The organism is Chamaesiphon sp. (assembly GCF_041737865.1).
Classification (GTDB): Bacteria; Cyanobacteriota; Cyanobacteriia; order Cyanobacteriales; family Chamaesiphonaceae; genus Chamaesiphon.
In genome coordinates, this window is the sequence record NZ_JBGSQZ010000271.1 from 1 (window position 1) to 19,348 (window position 19,348).

The window sequence follows — 19,348 nt, forward strand, 5'->3', positions numbered from 1 at the left end:
TATTTAGTGGAGATGTACTAAGTCTATCATAATAGACGATAAAGAAATAAGTAATCAATAGTTTACATAGCGTTATAAGAATGCTAGTATTTAACTACGCTGTTGTTGTTGTTAGTGTTTGTATTTTTATAATATATAACCCTGCTCTTCAGAGACAGGGCTTTCAGACATCCCGCCCTCTTCTGGTAAATGAAGCCGAGCGGGTACCAGCTTTGAGCGTGTAACTAAAAGCCAGCAGACGCAACCACCAGCGTGGAGATCTAGACTCTAGCCAGGGTTGGATTTGAATTGCCAAGGATGGCACCCAACTACTAAATAGAAAGTTGACGATCGCATCTAAACTAAAAATTACATAGCTAACCAACCACCGGAAAATATCCTTAGCTCCAGCAATCTTCCAAATCCACCACAGGAGGGCGGGATTTTGACTCGCCGCTTTGAGTGCGAGTCGATTGAAAGTGATCCAATCGGTACGATCTTTGATAAATGTGTCGGCAACTGCTGGCGGTTCATTTGCCAGTAGTCCAAAGAAAGTATTGAGAGTCGCATTAATCCGTGCGGGTGGTAAAGACATGCCCGTGGGTACCATCATCCCTTTGGAAAATAGCCATGTCACTGCCACATTACTTTGATAAGCCCGAATCCGATCGAGTGCATCTCGATCGAGTAAATCGTGCTTGAGGGCGGTATCGAGCAGGTGAGTGAGTCGGGGGAGATTGCGAACTAGCGAACCAAATCCGGTGAATACCAGCGGCGATTGGAGGGATGCTGCATCGCCGATCGCGATTGTCCGATCGAATGCTACCACTCGATCGCTACTGCTGACCGTAAAGTGCCCAGGGATATAGCCAAATGTCGGCTTCCGCCAGACTAGTTTATCCAGATCGCACCGCCGATACTCTGGCAAAATCGTAAAGAAATCCTCATACATTTCTAATAACGAGCCAGGATTTTCGGGATTTACCTGATGGTAGTGGAATAAATAAACGGTGATCTCTTCACCCGCACCTGGAAATAACTCCCAAATCAGTTGGCGTCCCCGCGATATATCCCCGTGACTAAATAACACATCCCCATATTTGGCATCCCATACTTCCGGCTCGAACCCGCTGGCGATCGCCGCCCCCACTGTCGGACATACACTATCAAAAGCATGGACACCATTCAATTGCCACGCGATCGGCGAAGCTGTCCCCATCGCATCTACCAACAGTCGCCCCCGCGCAATTTTGATTTCCCCAGTTGGCAAATGTTTGCTCGTGACGACCGTTTCCTGCCCCGATATATCCGCACGGCTAAATTCCGTCTCATCCCAAATCTCCCCACCTGCTTGGCGCAATTTGTCCCCACAGACGCGCAATAATGCTTCGGCATCTAGACAGATATTTAGCACCGTCGGCGTAGACAATACTTTTGCCTGACAATTTTGCGGATTATTAGCATCAAAAAACTTACTAAACCCGTCTGCATATTCCCGCGCGATCACCCCTTCAAACTCAGCAGGCGTAAATAGATTCAGATCGATCAGTCGCTGAAATTCATCACGCGAGATATTCCACTCCCGATTCATGCGTCCAAATGGTAGCCGCTCCAATAACAGCACCCGATAGCCCAACCGTGCCATCACCGCAGCATGGACTACTCCTAATGCGCCACCAACGTAGATCAGATCGTATTTCGGCTGACTGGGCGTCGTCAGGTGAGATGTATCATCCACGCGAAATAATACCTGTTTGGGCTGTTGAGGATTTTTTACCCCTTCGCGCCAGCGTTTTTCCCACCAGTACACCCGCTGAAGATCTGCCTCTCCGTTGGGCATCTTCCGAAAATATTTGACTGTGGTTGGGTAATAAGGCTCCAACGCCGCAAAAATTGACTGGTGAGTGAGATCTATCTCTGGTGGCGCAGGATGAGTGGTGGGAAATTCTTGGCGGATTTTTGCCGTCAATGCTCGTACGATCCGCTCTTCTCCAGCGATCGATCGATCCCCCCAGCGAAACACCTTCAGATATGTAGTCCGTTGCAACGACCACACAAAAATCGATAACTCTGTGCTGGGCGTTGTGGCTGTCACGGCGGCTGGAAATTGTAACCTCAGTCCTTCAGGGGTAATAATTGACACTCCCAGATTTGGCTGCCATTCTTGCTGCAACCACGATCGAACTCGATCGATATCTGGCGTAGGTATTTCGATATATAAAAGCTCTTCCATCAAATTCTATTCGATTGCCAACACGCTAGTACTAATCGGACGAGGAAATAACTAATTTATGTCGATCGTCACCAGTTATTGTATTGTACTGAATAACTTCGATTGTTTCGCTCAAATCTGATGCACTTAATCCTCTACAGCAAAATTGGTTGCCATCTCTGTGAAAGCTTACAAGAAAAACTAGAGCAAATCACCGATCTAGATATTCAGCTAGAGATCCGAGATATCACTACCAATCCTGCCTGGTTCGATCGATATCAATACGAAATCCCTGTACTATATTTACAAGCTGATGGTGTCGATCGCCCGATCCCTCGCTTTTCACCCCGTGCGGACGCAGCCCATGTCCAAAAAATTTTGCAACAATACTCGCAATCGACAGGAGGCTCTATTCCCTTCCCTTGATCGGGGAAGGGTTGGGGTGGGCTAAAAAACTAAGCAACAACTCAAATAAACTTATGTACCCCAAGTGAGGGCAGGCAGGTTTTAAACTAGATTACTAGCTTTGTCTTTATCGATCGGATCGACTAGCCTTACAACCCCTAACTCCCCACAAATTTATGAAACTACGCGAACTCCTGACTCAAAGCCAAATTAGCTACTCCAGCAGCCATCCCAGCCTAGAGCTAGAAGTCACTGGCTTAAAGACTAACTCCCATGCTTGTACTGCTGGAGACTTATTTATCGGGATGCCTGGAACCAGAGTTGATGGCGGGGAATTTTGGCAAGGCGCGATCGATTTAGGCGCAATTGGGGCGGTAGTTTCACCCGCAGCAGCCACCGTCCATCCCCCCACTGGCGATAATCTCATCATCGCCACAGATATGGTGGCGGCTTGTGCAGCTCTAGCCAGTACCTTTTACCATCATCCAGCCCATACGCTCAAAATGGTCGGTGTCACAGGTACAAATGGCAAAACCACTACCACCCACATCATTGAATATTTACTCGCCCAAGCCCAGATTTCCACAGCCCTGCTCGGCACCCTCTACACCCGCTGGCAAGGTTACCAAAAAACAGCTACTCATACTACCCCCTTTGCTGTCGATCTCCAACAGCAACTAGCCCAAGCTCTGACTGCTGGAAGTCAAGTAGCACTAATGGAAGTTAGTTCTCATGCCTTGGATCAGGGGCGAGTGATGGGCTGTCCATTTGAGGTAGGTGTATTTACCAATCTCACTCAGGATCACTTGGATTATCACCAAAATATGGAAAATTATTTCCAAGCTAAAGCACTGTTATTTAGCCCTGAATATCTGACTGGACGCGCGATCGTTAATTTGGATGATGAGTATGGTAAAAGACTAATCGATCGCCTCCCCGCCGCACGAGTCTGGAGCTATAGTACCACCGACTCATCTGCCGATCTCTGGACGAGCGAGTTGGAATACCAGCAAACCGGAGTCACCGGAAAACTCCATACACCTCATGGTGAAATTAGCTTCAGATCGCCGCTAGTTGGCGATTTCAACCTCGAAAATTTCTTGGCGGCGGTAGGGGCGTCTTTACACTTGGGCATAGACTTAGCGCAGATCGTGGCAGCAATGGAGCACTTTCCAGGCGTACCAGGACGAATGGAACGCGTCCAAGTTTCACCCCAGCAGAATATCACCGCGATCGTCGATTATGCTCATACTCCCGATAGTTTAGAAAGCCTCCTCACCGCTGCACGTCCCTTCATTCATGGTAAGGTCATCTGTGTATTCGGTTGTGGTGGCGATCGCGATCGCACCAAACGTCCCCAGATGGGTAAAATTGCCGCCGAACTTGCCGATGTAGCGATCGTCACATCAGATAATCCTCGCACGGAAGATCCCGCCCAAATTCTCCAAGATGTCGTCAGCGGCATCCACCGCACAACAGGCGTCGAAGTGATTGCAGATCGGGCACAAGCCATCGCGCGGGCTATTTCGATCGCGGCTGCTGGCGATGGGGTATTGATTGCTGGCAAAGGACATGAAGATTATCAAATCCTCGGCACCGAGAAAATCCATTTTGACGATCGCGAACAAGCTCGTATTGCCCTGATCGAGAAATTTGGATAATTAAATTAATTAATAATTGATAATTGATAATTGATAATTGGGTTGTTAGGGTCGGGTTAAAACATAGATGCTGCCCACCATCCACCATCCACCATCCACCATTCACCATTCACCATTCCACCGTTAATGGAAAAACCCTCCACTCCAAAACTAAGCCTGGGTGACTTGAAAGATGAGCTGATCGAGCACCTAATGCAAGAGTTGTGTACGCCATTAACTAATATTAAAACAGCTCTAAAGTTGCTTGAATCCCCAACAATTAAGCCACCCCAACGGCAGAGATATCTGGGGCTGATTGGGGGTGAATGCGAGCGTCAAAACTCACTAATTAGCGGTGTAAATCGACTGATAGCACTCGATCGCATCTCAGATCGAGCTAGAATAATTCCGCTCCAACTATCTCAAATTATTCCAGGGATAGTTAGCACCTATCAACCACTAGCAGCAGAAAAAGGGGTGAGGCTGGGTTATACTATAGCCGATAATTTACCGCCTGTTATCTTTGTTGAAACCTGGTTACGGCAAATTGCGATCGACTTATTGCACAATGGCATCAAATACACCCGCAGCGGGGGACGAGTTTTTGTCCAAGCTGCGGTACAAGACGAATATGTGCGCTTGGAGTTTCTCGATACAGGTATCGGTATTCCACCAGCAGAGATGCCTAAAATTTTTAATCGCTTTTATCGCATCCGTAGCTCGGCAGACGACGATAATAATAGTGCGGGTTTAGGGTTAACCATCGTTCAAAATATCCTCCTTCGTTGTGGCGGCTCGATCTCAGTTGCCAGTCAAATCGGTGTTGGTTCAAAATTTCGAGTGTTACTACCGATGGGAGGATAGTGGATTGGGATCTAGATTGGTTTTAAAAATCCAAAATCATACCTTAAACCAGCAATGCCGGATGATTAAACTCTACGCTCGGTTCAACTGTCGTCCAGAAATTTCACTGTTTACGCTAGTGGCTAGTAGCTAGTGACTGGTAAGGTAAGATTAGGCTTGAGGCTTGAGGTTATATGCCTTAAACAGTTGACAGTTGACAGTTAGTTGGAAGATTTAGAAAGGACTAACACCAACTATCGCACCTTTAGGCTGTCAGCTTTAAACCCCGAAGCCATAGCTTCTGCTGTTTGGTAAGCGTCTCTCTATCCCTAACACCTAAAGCCTAAAGCCTAAAGCCTAAAGCCTAAAGCCTAAAGCCTAAAGCCTAAAGCCCAATCCCTAATCCCTAATCCCTAATCCCTAACTCACATGGGATCCATCCGCGAGTTGCATCATCAGCTTGTCACAAAACAACGATCGGCAGTAGAAATCGCGACAGAAGCGATCGATCGTGTCCAGAAACTCGAACCTCAACTCCGCAGTTTTCTGCGGACTACTCCCACCCAAGCCCTCGCCCAGGCGAGATCGGTAGATGCCAAAATCGCCGCAGGGGAAGACATCCCACTTTTAGCCGGAATTCCGATCGCGCTCAAAGATAATATGTGTACCAAAGGGATCGAAACCACCTGTGGTTCCAAAATTCTGGCTGGATTTGTGCCACCCTATGAGTCCACAGTTACCCAAAAGCTCCAAGATTTAGGCGCGGTATCCCTGGGTAAAACCAACCTCGATGAATTTGCGATGGGTAGTTCCACCGAAAATTCTGCCTACCAAGTCACTGCTAATCCTTGGGATTTGGAGCGAGTACCTGGTGGATCGTCCGGCGGTTCGGCTGCGGCTGTAGCTGGGTCAGAATGCGTTGTATCGCTTGGTTCCGATACTGGTGGCTCGATTCGTCAACCTGCGGCTTTTTGTGGCGTGGTGGGGCTAAAACCGACCTATGGGTTGGTGTCGAGATTTGGACTAGTTGCTTATGCTTCTTCCTTGGATCAAATTGGGCCATTTGCGCGGACGGTGGAAGATGCCGCCATCTTACTCGAAGCGATCGCAGGTTACGATCCCAAGGATTCTACTAGTCTCAAGATTGAGATTCCCAAATACTCTCAATTACTGACTCCAGATCTACCCAAGGGTTTAAAAATCGGCGTCATTACCGAAACTTTTGGTGAAGGTTTGGATCCCCAAGTCGCCGCATCAGTCCGCCAATCGATCGAGCATTTTCGCTCCCTCGGCGCAGAAGTCCAAGAAATTTCCTGTCCCCGCTTCCGCTATGGATTACCCACTTATTACGTCATCGCCCCCTCAGAAGCGTCAGCGAATTTAGCCCGCTATGATGGTGTCAAATATGGATTTCGGGTAGAAGCCGACAATCTGATGTCGATGTACACTCAGACTAGAGCCGCCGGATTTGGTGCGGAAGTAAAACGGCGGATCATGCTTGGTACCTACGCGCTCTCAGCGGGTTATTACGATGCCTATTATCTCAAAGCTCAAAAAGTGCGGACTCTGATTAAGGAAGACTTTGAAGCAGCTTTTCGTCAAGTAGATATTCTGATTACCCCGACTGCACCGACGACTGCATTCAAAGCTGGTGAGAAAACTGCCGATCCGTTGAGCATGTATCTTTCTGATTTGATGACTATTCCCGTCAACCTCGCTGGATTGCCAGGGATTAGCATCCCCTGCGGCTTTGATGACAAAGGAATGCCGATCGGGTTGCAATTAATTAGTAATGTACTACGCGAGGATCTCTTGCTTCAAGTTGCTCATGTTTACGAGCAGTCTACAGAGTGGCACAAGATCTCGCCCAAATTATAATTCTTGTCGATCGATGTACCTGTAGGATCGATGCCCATTCTATAGGTATATTGATATTAATCAATATACCTATAGAATGTCTCTGCGATGTGTCGATCTTGATTAGCAGAAGGCAGCCAAAATACCGCACTCGTTTTAAACAAAGAAATTTTCTCTATCCATCATAAAAACTAGTCAACCCCGATTCTGTACAAACTGCATCTAACGGAATATCCCAAGGATCGATGCTCAAAGCGAGATCTATATGAGCAAAATCAAAGACAATGCCGATTGTCGGAATCTTGCGCCACAGGGGATCTGCGAATAAGCGATCGTAATAACCACCCCCATAACCCAACCGATAACCACGGCGATCGATCGCTACAGCCGGAACCAGGATCAGATCGATATGATTTGGCATCATCAGCGGCGATCTGGGATGGGGTTCTGGAATACCATAACGCCCGATTACTAGCGGTGCTGATGGCTGCCAGTCATGCCAGAGCAGCTCTTCGCCGACGCATCTAGGTAAACCCCATTGCTTGGTTCGATCGCTAAACAGCTCGTCGAGATTCGGTTCTTGGCGACAGTTTTGATAAGCAAGAATCGTCCGCGCTGCCATAACTTGGGGAGAATTGGCTAGGTGATGACAGATCCGCTGGCTTTGAGATCGCCAAAGTTCTACTGGTAAAGCTTGTCGCTGCTGAAGAAATCGATCGCGTAGAATCTGTTTCTGGTACTTAGTCATCATTAGACCTCCTGCGAAAGTAGAAATGAAATCTTTTCTAGTATTGTCTTGTTGCGCCTTCATGGGTCAGAAACCTCCGCGAAGCGCACCGCTGTTTTCGTCTATAGTTTCCCCTAAAGCCTAAAGCCTGACTTTCCCAGGAAGTCTGACGTTTGGGTACGCCTGTCAACAGGTACCCTAAATCGGCGCGGGATCGGTACAAAGCTTTGCTCTTACTCAGACGATCGTTTCAACCGATCGCCATCAGCCAAATTGACCATGCAGATCGACTCAATTTTTAGCTAATATTTAGATATCGTCTCTACGATCTAAGTTACTTGTAAGCGATCGAAGTAGGAATAATTAGTGAGATATTACGCTCGCTCTAGCTACCCTATTTAAGTTCTTTGTCAGTAACGTTAACTCTTAGTTGTGATGTCGCACTATTGGCGTTAGCCTGCCGTAGGCAATGTGTAGTCAACTAGACGGTTCCCCTGCCTAGTTTGGCTTAGCCTCGCTTTTAGCGACAATGTGTCCGCCATCTAAGGGTTAAGCCGCTCATTTAGGATGGCTATGTTTCATCGATTCGTATTCTAAAATCTATAAATTAGTCAAATTAGAACTAAAACTCAAATTGAAATTAAGTTTATTTAATTACAATTAAAATAATATGTTATTCTCTACTAATATTCCCAATAAACCAATAGAAGGTGAATCCCTAGCCCGATATTTAGCAAAAGTGTCAATCGCTGCTCGGAAACTAGTTAAATTAGAAGTAGATTTTATCCCTCAAATTAATAAAAAGTGGGAGAAAATTCTGGCAGATCGAACCACAGATCGCGAACGAGCGGAAAATGCAATTAATGCTTGTTATTTGTATGCCGGACTAGATAGAGCGCGGATTCTGTGGACAGAAAATCCGCTGACTGCAATGAAAATCTCGATCGATCGTCCCGATCTAGTCGATGTAGGTAGTCAAATACTACAGCAAATCTGGGATAGCTGTAATCGCGAGATCGATCGCCAAATCGATCCAGACTTTATTGATGTCGTCAAAGCCTATGCCAATCCTCGCGCTCAAATTATCGGGGCGCAACAAAGTCTGGCTTTCGATCCACTGGGAGACTTTTTAAATCAGGTTTCGGTGGCGGAAATCCAAAAGAGTTATCCGGCACTCGATCCATCAGCTCTACCCGCGACGATGCAAGATTATCGGATTGCTTATTTGAGTTATTTTGATTATTTTCACCAAATTGGCATCAATATCCCTCAAATTCAACTCCTGATCGATTTAGCCCAATCTTGCGGTTGTTGCTGGGCATTTGAAAATATTGCTATTTTGACTCCCAAAGCATCCTCGATCGAATTTAGCGATCGCGGCACACTCATCTCCCTGATCTATGATGGCGTCAATATCCTGAAGTAAATCTCGCGCAGCCAGACCGACTCATGGCATAATGGGAAGGGGAAATAAGCTACCAACACGATCTTTACTCACCCAGTATAGCGATCGACATGTGGGCGCGTAGCAAAATTACCAGCCCCAACACAGATGTTCGATCGCCCCTAATCGATCGATAAGATATTAACAGGATGTCGAGATGCCTCTAATTACGACTGGTAAACCATTTATTCGCGATTTAGAACAAGCTGGAGCATTGGGTGTATATGCCCCGCTCGAAGGCGGCTATGAAGGTCGATATCAACGGCGACTTCGTGCGACAGGATATGAGAGCATGAACCTATCCGCAAGGGGTATGGGCGATCTGAGTACCTACTTGACTGGCGTACATGGAGTACGTCCCGCTCACGTCGGCAAAAAAGAAATCCGCACCTATTATATCCCGCCCATGCTGGATACATATCTGGCTCACTTGTTACCGACATCTAAAGGTTTAGTTTTGTGGTTGGGTGATGGACAGGTATTATCCAATCAAGAATTAGCTTATTTAGTAGAGTTACCCACGATCGATCCTAGAGTCAAAGTCGTTGTCGAACTGGGTGGAGATCGACAGTTTCGTTGGGTAAAGCTTTCGGATATCGCTAATTCCTAATCTGAAATAGTGTCAGAGTCTCCAGTTATAATCTAAATACCCGTGAGCGATCGGGTTAATTTTCGCTCCGATCGTTAGGATCTCACACCCTTTTCCTCTTAACTCAGTATGAGCGCGATTACTCCCAGTCAAGTTAAAGCATCGATCGAAGCGGGTATACCAGAATCGATCGTCCAAATCACCGATTTGACAGGTGGCGGCGATCATTACCAAGCGGTGGTAGTTTCAGCCCAATTTGCAGGCAAATCCCTGATTCAACAACATCAGTTGGTATACGGTACTGTCAGTGAAGCGATGGCTAGTGGAGCGATTCATGCCCTCGCGCTCAAGACATATACCCCTGAAACATGGCAACAGGAATCTGCTAACTAACTCAAGTTGCTCATAACCTTAGCGGTTTACAACCGCTGTCTTGATGCGTTAAACCGTTAATAGTCTGGTTTTCATACACCCAATATATTCACTTTCAACTATTAGTTAAAAATATGACTACCCCAGCTACAGAAAAGATCGGTAAACTGATCGAATCAAACAAAATTATGGTATTCATGAAGGGCAATAAACTGATGCCCCAATGTGGATTTTCCAACCAAGTCGTCCAAATTTTAAATATTTTGGGCGTACCTTACGAAACAGTAGATGTATTAGAAGATGGAGATATTCGTCAAGGCGTAAAGGAATATTCCAATTGGCCGACAATCCCTCAAGTGTACATCAACGGTGAATTTGTAGGTGGCTCTGATGTGATGACCGAACTCTACCAAAAAGGTGAGCTTCAACAAATGGTTGAAGTCGCTCTGGCTAGTTGATAGTTAGCTTTCAAAGTTCGATCGGCAGTTCTCAATAATAGAAATATTAATTGAGAACTGCCGATCGAATCCTATCCACCAGATAATTAATAATAGTCTGGCTCTGTCTGAAGCTCGACACGCTCAAAGTTAGAAGGATCGTAAACATAACGCATCGTTTCTTCTTCAAGCCGATTGATTTGATAAGCCTCTAACGCATTAGTGCTACGTAATGCGGCTAAATATCCATCAAGATACAAGCGTAAATCGTCGAAGCGGTAGCCACGGTGCCACATTTCGACTAAGGCATCGGTAATCTTTTGATAGTGCCCGATTGTTTCTATAGTTTGCAGCATGGCTTAATCCTTTGACATACTAAATAGGATAGACCGGAATCGAGCGAATTGGCATCTATCCATTTGTCTACTTTACTCTAGATTTTTTAGACTTCAGGTGCGGAAAACACACGTTGGCATAGCGGACGCAAATCGTCAGCCACTACAGTAGTCCTAAATGATTTATAAGGTGTGTTACCTTTGCAGGGGTAACGCAGAGCCAATGTAAATCTATATCGAGACTAGGTAGATATAACCTAGATCGTTAGACTGCTACTTTATGTTCCAATTTTAGACAATGTATCTTTAATTAGAACTAACTACTTATTGTCAAAAAATCGAAAGTTGTATCCTGAAAAAAGTGTGCAGATTCACGTTATCGAAGGCAATCACAACTTACGATCGCTTTTAGCTTGGCACCTTCAACAAGCTGGTTATCAGGTGCAACAATCGCCAACACTAGCTCATGCTTATCAATGTTGTACGCCAGAACTCCCTACTTTGGCAATCTTGGATTCAGATTTACCCGACGGAGAAGGGATCGAATTTTGTCAATGGTTATATCCTCAAGGCAACTCACTAGTCTTGATGCTATCAGCCCGAATTCGCGAGATCGATTTAGTAACCGCGCTCCAGGCTGGAGTTGATGACTATCTGAAGAAACCGTTTGGGATGCCCGAATTTTTGGCGCGAGTGGCGGCGTTACTCCGGCGCAGTCGCACCCTGACAACGATTCCTAACGATCTGACTTATGGCAATCTGCGGATCGATTTGGTACGTCGCTGCATTTATCTGAGAAATCGGTTGCCAAGCCGCTCCGTTGGTGTTGTTGCTAGCTCATCCACCACAGCAGCCTCAGCACAGCCGCTAGAAACGAGAATCGACCTTAGTCCTCAAGAGTTTAGTTTACTCTACGTTCTCGCCCAGGCTAATGGCCGCCCAGTCCATCGCCGCGAACTTCTCAAACGTGCATGGGATATTAATGTTGATAATTCTCGGACTGTGGATAGTCATGTCCTCTCGCTGCGAAAAAAGCTCGGACATCCAGATCCGATCGAAACTGTGCGGAAGGTGGGTTATCGGCTCAATTATGAGAATAGCGACGAAATTGTTAAGATGCCGACATAATTATTGACAACTGGGAGACAATGTAAATTACAAAGAATTAATTTTAGTAGCGAATATGATTAGTCGTCAAGCGGTATTAGAATATCTCGATCGGCATCCCAGCCACACAACTTGGCAAATGCGGTTACATTTTTTGCAAGCTAGTCATCGGCTAGATAGCCAAGCGTCAGCTTCAATTGGCTCGATCGCTAATCAGCTTAATTATATCCTGCGCGATCTTGAAGCGATCGGGACGATCGCACCCCGCACCGAATCATTAGGGCTGACTCAAATTAGTCACTACAGTGAATACAGTAACATTAGCGATCGATCGCCAATTGATGCTTGAATAATAATCATGCGATTGCCTGTGACTAACGGCGATAAATGTAGCCGTTCTCGCTTCGATCGGTTACGCTCACTCCCTTTCGTCACTTATAACGGATCGGAAAGCCATCGATCGAGGCATCAAAGCTAGTAAAAACTACTTTTTAGTCGTCCATACATTACTAAACATCATTAGCATCGCACCGATTGCAATAGCGACTGCTAGCCCTCCCACGATCGCATTTTGCATTGATTCATCGATTACCATAAAGCATTTCTCACTAAACTAAAGTACGAACTGGAAACGTTTTCTAACGTAGATAATTAATTTTCAACTTGATTGAGACGACGAATATTTAGAATGTCACTCATCTGCTTGATTTGAGCTAGACAACGATCTAATTGTGATTTGTCACTGACTTCGATCGACAAGTCAATGAGGGCGGGTTTGGCATAGTGGGTAATCACATTAGCCGATCGGACATTGATTCTATTGTCAGTCAAGCGGGACAAGATATCTTTGAGGACTCCGACTCGATCGAGTACTTCCAATTGTACGCTAACTGGATAAGTACGTGGCTTTTCTTTGGCAATCTGGGTATTCCAGCTTATGGGTAGCAAGCGATTACCATCCATCTGATCTACATTTGGACAACCTTGTCGGTGTACTGAGATTCCACTATTTTGGGTAACGATACCGATGATTGGTTCGCCTGGAATCGGACTACAACAACCTGCTAAGTGATGTAATAATCCCTCAATCCCCAAGATCGGAAAGTCACTATTTCGGGAGTTGGATTGTTTGGGTGCAGTTGTCGGCGGTAGCTCTAGGGTTGGGGCTTCACGATCTTTTACCATTTCCCGCAGACGGTTGACGACCATTTTTTGGGTGATTTCGCCATAACCCAAACCTGCGAGTAAATCCTCCACCGTGATGTAGTTAGAACGTTGGGCAACTGCGAGCATCGGATCGGATTTTAACAGTGATTCTAGTCCATTTTTGCCTAGTTCCCGTTCGAGTAATTCTCTACCTCTGGCAACATTTTCATCGCGGTTGGAGCGTTTATACCATTGGGTAATCCGGTTGCGTGCGCCAGGGCTGACGACAAAATTTAGCCAATCTAGGCTAGGGTGACTATTCTCACGAGTGATGACTTCGACAATATCCCCATTTACCAGCATCCGCGAGAGGGGTACGATGCGATCGTTAACTTTAGCACCCGCACAATGGTTTCCGACTTCGGTATGAATCCGGTAGGCAAAATCGATGGCGGTGGAACCTTGACGCAAAGATACGACTTCACCTTTGGGTGTAAAGACATAGACATCGCGTTCGAGTAAATGATCTTTGAGATGATCGTCAAATTCGATCGCGTCTTTGACATCATTTTGCCACTCTAATAGTTGTTTCAACCAGGCAAATTTTTCATCGACTTCTGTCCGCCTCGGAGTTGTCGATTTGCTATTTTCGGAATTTTCAGCTCCCGATTTGTCTGACTTCGCAGCTTCTTTATATTTCCAATGGGCGGCAATTCCATACTCAGCAACATTGTGCATTTCTAACGTGCGGATCTGGACTTCTAATGGTGTGCCTGTAAATCCAACTACTGTAGTATGTAATGATTGATAGCGGTTATTTTTTGGCAGTCCAATATAATCTTTGAATCTACCAGGAATAGGTTTGAAGACATCATGAATTTCGGCTAAAGCTAGATAACACTCATGATTTGATTCGACGATAATTCTAATCGCTGTCAGATCGTAGATCTCGCTAAATTCTTTTTTCTGATACCGCATCTTTTGATAGATACTGTATAAATGTTTTGGTCTACCGCTAATATCTACATATTTAATTTCAGCTCGATCGAGCCGATGGCGAATCATTTCAGTTACACTAGCAATCCTGGACTCTCTAGCCGTCCGCTTCTCGGCAACTAAATCTTGAATGCGCCGATAATCTTCTGGTTCGATATATTTGAATGAAAGATCTTCTAGCTCCCACTTTATTCTACCCAAGCCCAATCTGTCGGCTAAGGGTGCGAAAATATCGCGAGTTTCTTGGGAGATTGCTTGCTGTCGATCTGTGCGTAAATGGTCGAGTGTCCGCATATTGTGCAGCCTGTCGGCCAACTTGACCACAATCACCCGAATATCTTGCGCCATCGCGATAAACATCCGGCGAAAATTTTCAGCTTGCTGTTCTTTCTTGCTCGAAAATTCAAACTTAGAAAGCTTGGTGACACCTTCAACTAAATGTGCCGTTTCTTGTCCGAATCTCGACTCAATATCACTGATTTTAACATCTGTATCTTCGACCACATCATGCAAAAATCCAGCAGCAATCATCGCCGCGCCGCCGCCTAAATCTCGCAGTAATCCAGCTACAGCGATCGGGTGACAAATGTAGGGTTCTCCTGATTTGCGTTTCTGATCGCCGTGCAGATCGTAGGCAAATTGAAACGCATTTTTAATTAACTTGCGGTGGCGGAGTCGCTCGGCATCAACATTGCTATCGATCGGTGCATCAGCACGATCTTCTGCATCCAAACACTGTTGCAACCATTGAGGGATATCGCAGTTATACGTTGCGATCTCTGCACTAGGTACATTAACGATCGTCACAGTAGCAATATCGTTGGCGGACAGAGAGAGTGGGGTAGTCATAGCTAAAGAGGATAAAATAATCGTTATTAAGTTTAAATTTAAATAATTTCAGACAAAATTTTTGATGTGGTGGCTCAACAGCGGCGGTTTAGGAGCCTTAACTAGATTATTGTCAATCCACCACTGAAGGTCTAGATTGAGATCGAATCCGATCGTTGTATTAATTAGTGTAAACAGGTTCTCAGAGATCTGTGCGCGATCGATGGAGATTTCCCAACTTGGTGAAATTGAAGCGGATTAAGGTTCGGGATGTAGCGTCTGCCGATCGATCGAAGTGTAAAATAGTCTACATGCTATTCTATTCTAACTAAGTTATTTATGTTGCCGACCGAACAGATTTTGATGTGGCAACAATTATTTACGCTACTATCGAACTTGCCGACAGATTCCATTCCTAGCCTAAAAATCAGTCTCAGTCAAGCGATCGAGTTATTTGAGTCAGAGATTATTATCCAAAACGTCGATCTCCTTCCAGCTCCCATCGCTGCTAAAATGCGATCGTATTTGACTGAAAGTCATCGGTTATTGAGATTACTCCCGCTGGATGTGATGTTTATCGCCACTGCTCGCAATCCCACCACGATCGAGCAACGCCGTCAAGCTTATCAGGATAAACTAAATCTACTGCTGAAATATTGCCAAGCAGCGATCGCAGCCTAGCCCAACTATTAACTGTCAACTAGTTTAAAGATGGATTGTCCTAAATGTAACTCCGAGCTGGTGAATGGAATTCTCAGTGACATGCTCTTGACAAAACATTGTCAACAGTGTGAAGGCGAGTGGATTTCTGGACACAACTATCAAATCTGGAGATCCGAACGCCCAAACACCCCCCCAAACCCCAACATTCTCGCTCAAAATTATCATCTCTCATATATTCCTAGTCCATTAGATACTAAAACAGCATCTTGTCCAGAATGCAGGAGGATGATGGCGAGAGGAAAAATCACCCTCAAGCAACCATTTTATCTCGAACATTGTCTCACTTGCGGCGGGATTTGGTGCGATCGAGGTGAATGGGAAGTCCTCGAACAATTGAAGTTAGACACGAACATCTCCCAAATATTCTCTGGTGCTTGGCAAGCTCAAGCCCGCGCCAGTCATATGAACGAACTCGAACGTCAAGCTGTAATTGATAAAGTTGGCGTCGAAATGGCACAACGAGTATTCGATTTAGCCGATCTCCTGACAAAACACCCTAATGGCGATTTTGCCGCTGCGTATCTGATGCGAAGATTCGATCGAGATAAAGGTTAGGGGGAAGTTGACAGTTGACAGTTGACAGTTGACAGTTGACAGCGAATCAAGAGATCGAAGTTGTTAGCGGGGATTAAACTCTCGACTAATAACTATCGCACCTTCAGACAGCAGGGATTTAAAGCCCCTCCTGTTTGGTAAAGTCCGCAGTATCAAATAGACTTGTGCATACACCCTCGCTAAAGGAGGGTAATTTCAAATATTAGCTGTCAAATATTAGCTATCAACTATCAACTATCAACTGTTTCCCCATGCCCCAGCCATTACTAAGCGTCCAAAACCTCTGGGTAACTTACCCTCAACCAGAATCAAGCCAGCAACTGACACATGCGATCGCCAATGTCTCCTTTGAATTAGCTGCTGGGGAAAAAATCGGCTTTGTCGGAGAGTCTGGGTGTGGTAAATCCACCCTGGGTAAAGCAATTATGCGGCTACTACCGGAGCATTCGCGGATCGAGGGTCAAATCTTATTTGAAGGACAATCCATTCCTGAGATGAATGCCCAAGCTATTCGCCGATTTCGGGGGGAAGTCGTCGGGCTGATCTTTCAAGATCCGATGACGCGGCTAGATCCGCTAATGAGCATCGGCAATCACTGTCTAGAAACCCTCCAAGCCCACGAACCAACTCTCACCAAACAGCAAGCCAAACAACGCGCTCTAGACACCCTAGCAGCCGTCAAAATCCCTGAAGAACGCTGGAACCAGTATCCCCATGAATTCAGCGGTGGAATGCGCCAGCGGGTAGCGATCGCGTTAGCTTTATTACTCAATCCTAAGCTGATTATCGCTGACGAACCGACGACGAGTTTAGATGTGCGAGTATCGGCGGAAATATTACGCGAATTGACGCGGCTGTGTCAAGAACGCCAGATGGGATTATTATTGATTTCTCACGATCTGGCGACAATCGCGACTTATTGCGATCGAATTGTCGTGATGAATCAAGGACGAAAGGAAGAAGAAGGGACTGTCGAACAGATTTTTGGCAATCCTCAGGCTGAATACACCCAAATTTTACTGCGATCGGCTCTACACATTCAGGCAAATGACAAAGTTGCCAGTCTGACTTCAGCCGCGCTAGCACAGAAAAAACCGATCCTCACACTCGATCGACTTCAGAAATATTACACGATCGAGACGAGTTTTCTTCAGCGACTATTTACCAACGCCAAAACAGAAACCATCAAAGCTGTTGATAATATCCACCTCGAACTCTATGAAGGGGAAATCTTTGGACTAGTCGGCGAATCTGGCTGTGGTAAAAGTACCCTTTCCCGCACGATTCTACAACTAATTCCCGCCACTGGCGGTACAGTGACATTTTGTGGTGAAGAACTTACCCGATTATCTCCTGCTGCGATGCGCGCCAAACGTCGGGATATGCAGATGATCTTCCAAGATCCGAGCGCGTCTCTCAACCCGATGATGACCGTTGGCGAAAGTATTGCCGATCCTTTGGTGATTCACGAAATTAATGCTACACCTGCCGAAACTAAAGCGCAAGTACTGGCGATGCTCGAACGCGTGGGATTGACTCCCGCTCTAGAGTACTTCGACAGGTATCCCAATCAGCTCTCAGGCGGACAACAGCAACGGGTAGGAATTGCCCGTGCGCTGATTACCAAGCCCAAACTGGTAATTTGCGACGAACCAGTCAGTATGCTGGATGCTACCATTCAGGCAGAAGTTTTAGACCTGATGCTAGAACTCAAGCGTGAAGATAATCTCACCTATCTATTTATTACCCACGATCTATGGCTGGCGAGGTTTTTGTGCGATCGCATTGCCGTGATGAATCAAGGTCAAATTGTCGAAATGGGCGACACTCAACAGATTTTTAGCCAGCCACAGCAAGCATATACCCAAGAGCTACTTGCTGCGGCTCCATTATTAACCAAACAAGGCTAGGAGATCGTTTGGATTATTCAATCTAGGCGAAAATTTAACGGCGATCTATGTTAATATGGCTCGCGATATCGATTCTCGTTTTGTTTGCCTACTTGCAAACAAATCAATCTTAACTATCGATCGTCAATTGGCAGTTAATGAAAAACTAGGGTGTGAAACATGAATATCTGGAATATGGGTGCAAGTATTGCCAGTATTATGTCGCTGATTTTTCATCTTAGTGGCAAAGGTTCTACACTCCGACAATTTACATTACCAACGACTACTGCGCTGGTGGGATACGCAATCGGCAGAAATAGAGTTGAAACCGAACAAGCATCTAGCTTATTACTTCAAGATCCACACTTAATATTTATGTTAATCGTGATGGTATTGTTATTTGCTTTGACGATGTATTTGGTCGAGTCAACTAAACCAGACGCTAAAATATCATTTATATTATTAGTTTTCTTATCAACTGTAGCCGTACCTCAACTGATTAAAAGCTACAATGATATCGCTCCAATGGTTGCTACCCAAGACTATCTTGCTCTCGCCAGAATCAAGGAGAGCGATGGCAACACAGATGAAGCCATCAAGTATTTGAAAATCTATAGTAAGCGAGTCGATCGAGTAGAATTACAAAAACAAGTCAACGAAAGAATTGATAGTTTACGCAGACAACAATTCAAAAGAGAATCTACTACCAAGACTAAACTTAAAGATAATTAAACCAGTCTTTACCTGCTAATAAAAACAGCCAATCTTTTAAAGATTGGCTGCTTCAATCTGATTTATTCTGCCGCTACCAATCGCCAATCAATCTGGAGCGGGGTACCTCGATCGCCAATTTGCCAGTTGAGAGTTGCAATCATCGCGATCCGCTCTAAACTGGTACGCAGATCTTCCTGGCTATGAAAACCTTCTAACCTGTCCGAAACCTTGCCATTGGCAAAGAGGATCAGCGTGGGGAGACTCTTGAGTTGGTAGGCACTCGCCAACTTAAAATTCTCGTCGGCATTGATATTAACTAACTTAATTTGCTCGTCCCAGCGATCGCGAAACTGAATCAACGTCGGCTGAATCACCTTACACAGTCCGCACCAAGGTGCTCCAAAATTGACTAGTACGGGGATCGATGAGGTAAGAACCTGTTCTCTAAAATTCAAATCTGTTACAGATTGGATCATAAAAGGTGGTTAGTTACTATTAAATTTTTTGTCGTATAAGCATTCATTTTAACCCTAATTAGTCAGATTGGGCT

19 protein-coding genes are annotated in these 19,348 nt (G+C 45.5%); 14 read left to right on the forward strand and 5 right to left on the reverse strand.

The genetic code is table 11. The features are described 5' to 3' along the window. Positions 1-163 precede the first annotated feature (163 nt). A complete protein-coding gene (locus ACEW9J_RS20725; RefSeq protein ID WP_373546987.1) occupies positions 164-2,212 on the reverse strand; it encodes an NAD(P)/FAD-dependent oxidoreductase in 2,049 nt (682 codons plus the stop codon). A gap of 120 nt (positions 2,213-2,332) precedes the next feature. On the opposite strand from ACEW9J_RS20725, the gene ACEW9J_RS20730 reads away from it, so the two are divergent. The 4 genes from ACEW9J_RS20730 (at position 2,333) to gatA (ending at position 6,957) form a co-directional block, all read left to right on the forward strand. After that, a complete protein-coding gene (locus ACEW9J_RS20730; RefSeq protein ID WP_373546988.1) occupies positions 2,333-2,617 on the forward strand; it encodes a glutaredoxin family protein in 285 nt (94 codons plus the stop codon). A 155-nt stretch (positions 2,618-2,772) separates the two neighbouring features. Next, complete coding sequence (locus tag ACEW9J_RS20735) at positions 2,773-4,257, forward strand: UDP-N-acetylmuramoyl-L-alanyl-D-glutamate--2,6-diaminopimelate ligase (RefSeq protein ID WP_373546989.1); 1,485 nt, start codon at positions 2,773-2,775, stop codon at positions 4,255-4,257. Positions 4,258-4,383: 126 nt separating this feature from the next. Then, positions 4,384-5,100 carry a sensor histidine kinase gene (locus ACEW9J_RS20740; RefSeq protein ID WP_373546990.1) on the forward strand — a complete coding sequence of 239 codons (717 nt, stop codon included), beginning with the start codon at positions 4,384-4,386 and terminating at the stop codon, positions 5,098-5,100. Positions 5,101-5,508: 408 nt separating this feature from the next. Beyond that, entirely contained in the window at positions 5,509-6,957 is a 1,449-nt protein-coding gene (gene gatA, locus ACEW9J_RS20745; RefSeq protein WP_373546991.1) for an Asp-tRNA(Asn)/Glu-tRNA(Gln) amidotransferase subunit GatA, read from the forward strand. A 154-nt stretch (positions 6,958-7,111) separates the two neighbouring features. On the opposite strand, the gene ACEW9J_RS20750 is transcribed toward gatA, so the two are convergent. Further along, positions 7,112-7,687, reverse strand: a complete 576-nt coding sequence (locus tag ACEW9J_RS20750) for a 5-formyltetrahydrofolate cyclo-ligase (protein ID WP_373546992.1) — start codon at positions 7,685-7,687, stop codon at positions 7,112-7,114. A gap of 646 nt (positions 7,688-8,333) precedes the next feature. Between ACEW9J_RS20750 and ACEW9J_RS20755 the strand changes: the two genes are divergently transcribed. The 4 genes from ACEW9J_RS20755 to grxD all read left to right on the forward strand — a co-directional run bounded on the left by ACEW9J_RS20755 (position 8,334) and on the right by grxD (position 10,526). Then, complete coding sequence (locus ACEW9J_RS20755; RefSeq protein ID WP_373546993.1) at positions 8,334-9,089, forward strand: hypothetical protein; 756 nt, start codon at positions 8,334-8,336, stop codon at positions 9,087-9,089. Between the two features lie 175 nt (positions 9,090-9,264). Beyond that, positions 9,265-9,717, forward strand: a complete 453-nt coding sequence (locus ACEW9J_RS20760) for an NAD(P)H-quinone oxidoreductase subunit N (RefSeq protein WP_373546994.1) — start codon at positions 9,265-9,267, stop codon at positions 9,715-9,717. Positions 9,718-9,825: 108 nt separating this feature from the next. Then, a complete protein-coding gene (locus ACEW9J_RS20765) occupies positions 9,826-10,089 on the forward strand; it encodes a BolA family protein (RefSeq protein ID WP_373546995.1) in 264 nt (87 codons plus the stop codon). A gap of 113 nt (positions 10,090-10,202) precedes the next feature. Next, positions 10,203-10,526: a Grx4 family monothiol glutaredoxin gene (grxD, locus tag ACEW9J_RS20770; RefSeq protein ID WP_373546996.1), complete on the forward strand. Its 324-nt coding sequence runs from the start codon at positions 10,203-10,205 to the stop codon at positions 10,524-10,526. A gap of 86 nt (positions 10,527-10,612) precedes the next feature. On the opposite strand, the gene ACEW9J_RS20775 is transcribed toward grxD, so the two are convergent. Continuing rightward, a complete protein-coding gene (locus tag ACEW9J_RS20775; RefSeq protein ID WP_373546997.1) occupies positions 10,613-10,861 on the reverse strand; it encodes a DUF6761 family protein in 249 nt (82 codons plus the stop codon). Positions 10,862-11,203: 342 nt separating this feature from the next. Here ACEW9J_RS20775 and ACEW9J_RS20780 point away from each other — a divergent pair, with 342 nt between their 5' ends. After that, positions 11,204-11,968 (forward strand): response regulator transcription factor, encoded by a 765-nt coding sequence (locus ACEW9J_RS20780; protein WP_373546998.1) that lies wholly within the window; start codon positions 11,204-11,206, stop codon positions 11,966-11,968. A gap of 55 nt (positions 11,969-12,023) precedes the next feature. Next, positions 12,024-12,296: a hypothetical protein gene (locus ACEW9J_RS20785; RefSeq protein WP_373546999.1), complete on the forward strand. Its 273-nt coding sequence runs from the start codon at positions 12,024-12,026 to the stop codon at positions 12,294-12,296. Positions 12,297-12,598: 302 nt separating this feature from the next. On the opposite strand, the gene ACEW9J_RS20790 is transcribed toward ACEW9J_RS20785, so the two are convergent. Then, a complete protein-coding gene (locus ACEW9J_RS20790; RefSeq protein WP_373547000.1) occupies positions 12,599-14,938 on the reverse strand; it encodes a bifunctional (p)ppGpp synthetase/guanosine-3',5'-bis(diphosphate) 3'-pyrophosphohydrolase in 2,340 nt (779 codons plus the stop codon). 318 nt (positions 14,939-15,256) lie between these two features. Between ACEW9J_RS20790 and patD the strand changes: the two genes are divergently transcribed. The 4 genes from patD (at position 15,257) to ACEW9J_RS20810 (ending at position 18,816) form a co-directional block, all read left to right on the forward strand. After that, positions 15,257-15,598: a heterocyst frequency control protein PatD gene (gene patD, locus ACEW9J_RS20795; RefSeq protein ID WP_373547001.1), complete on the forward strand. Its 342-nt coding sequence runs from the start codon at positions 15,257-15,259 to the stop codon at positions 15,596-15,598. A 30-nt stretch (positions 15,599-15,628) separates the two neighbouring features. Continuing rightward, complete coding sequence (locus ACEW9J_RS20800) at positions 15,629-16,195, forward strand: zf-TFIIB domain-containing protein (protein WP_373547002.1); 567 nt, start codon at positions 15,629-15,631, stop codon at positions 16,193-16,195. A gap of 251 nt (positions 16,196-16,446) precedes the next feature. Further along, positions 16,447-18,105 (forward strand): dipeptide ABC transporter ATP-binding protein, encoded by a 1,659-nt coding sequence (locus tag ACEW9J_RS20805; RefSeq protein ID WP_373547003.1) that lies wholly within the window; start codon positions 16,447-16,449, stop codon positions 18,103-18,105. Positions 18,106-18,264: 159 nt separating this feature from the next. Then, positions 18,265-18,816: a hypothetical protein gene (locus tag ACEW9J_RS20810; RefSeq protein WP_373547004.1), complete on the forward strand. Its 552-nt coding sequence runs from the start codon at positions 18,265-18,267 to the stop codon at positions 18,814-18,816. Between the two features lie 62 nt (positions 18,817-18,878). On the opposite strand, the gene ACEW9J_RS20815 is transcribed toward ACEW9J_RS20810, so the two are convergent. Beyond that, on the reverse strand, positions 18,879-19,274 hold the full coding sequence (locus ACEW9J_RS20815; protein WP_373547005.1) for a thioredoxin family protein: 396 nt from the start codon (positions 19,272-19,274) through the stop codon (positions 18,879-18,881). Positions 19,275-19,348: the final 74 nt, after the last annotated feature.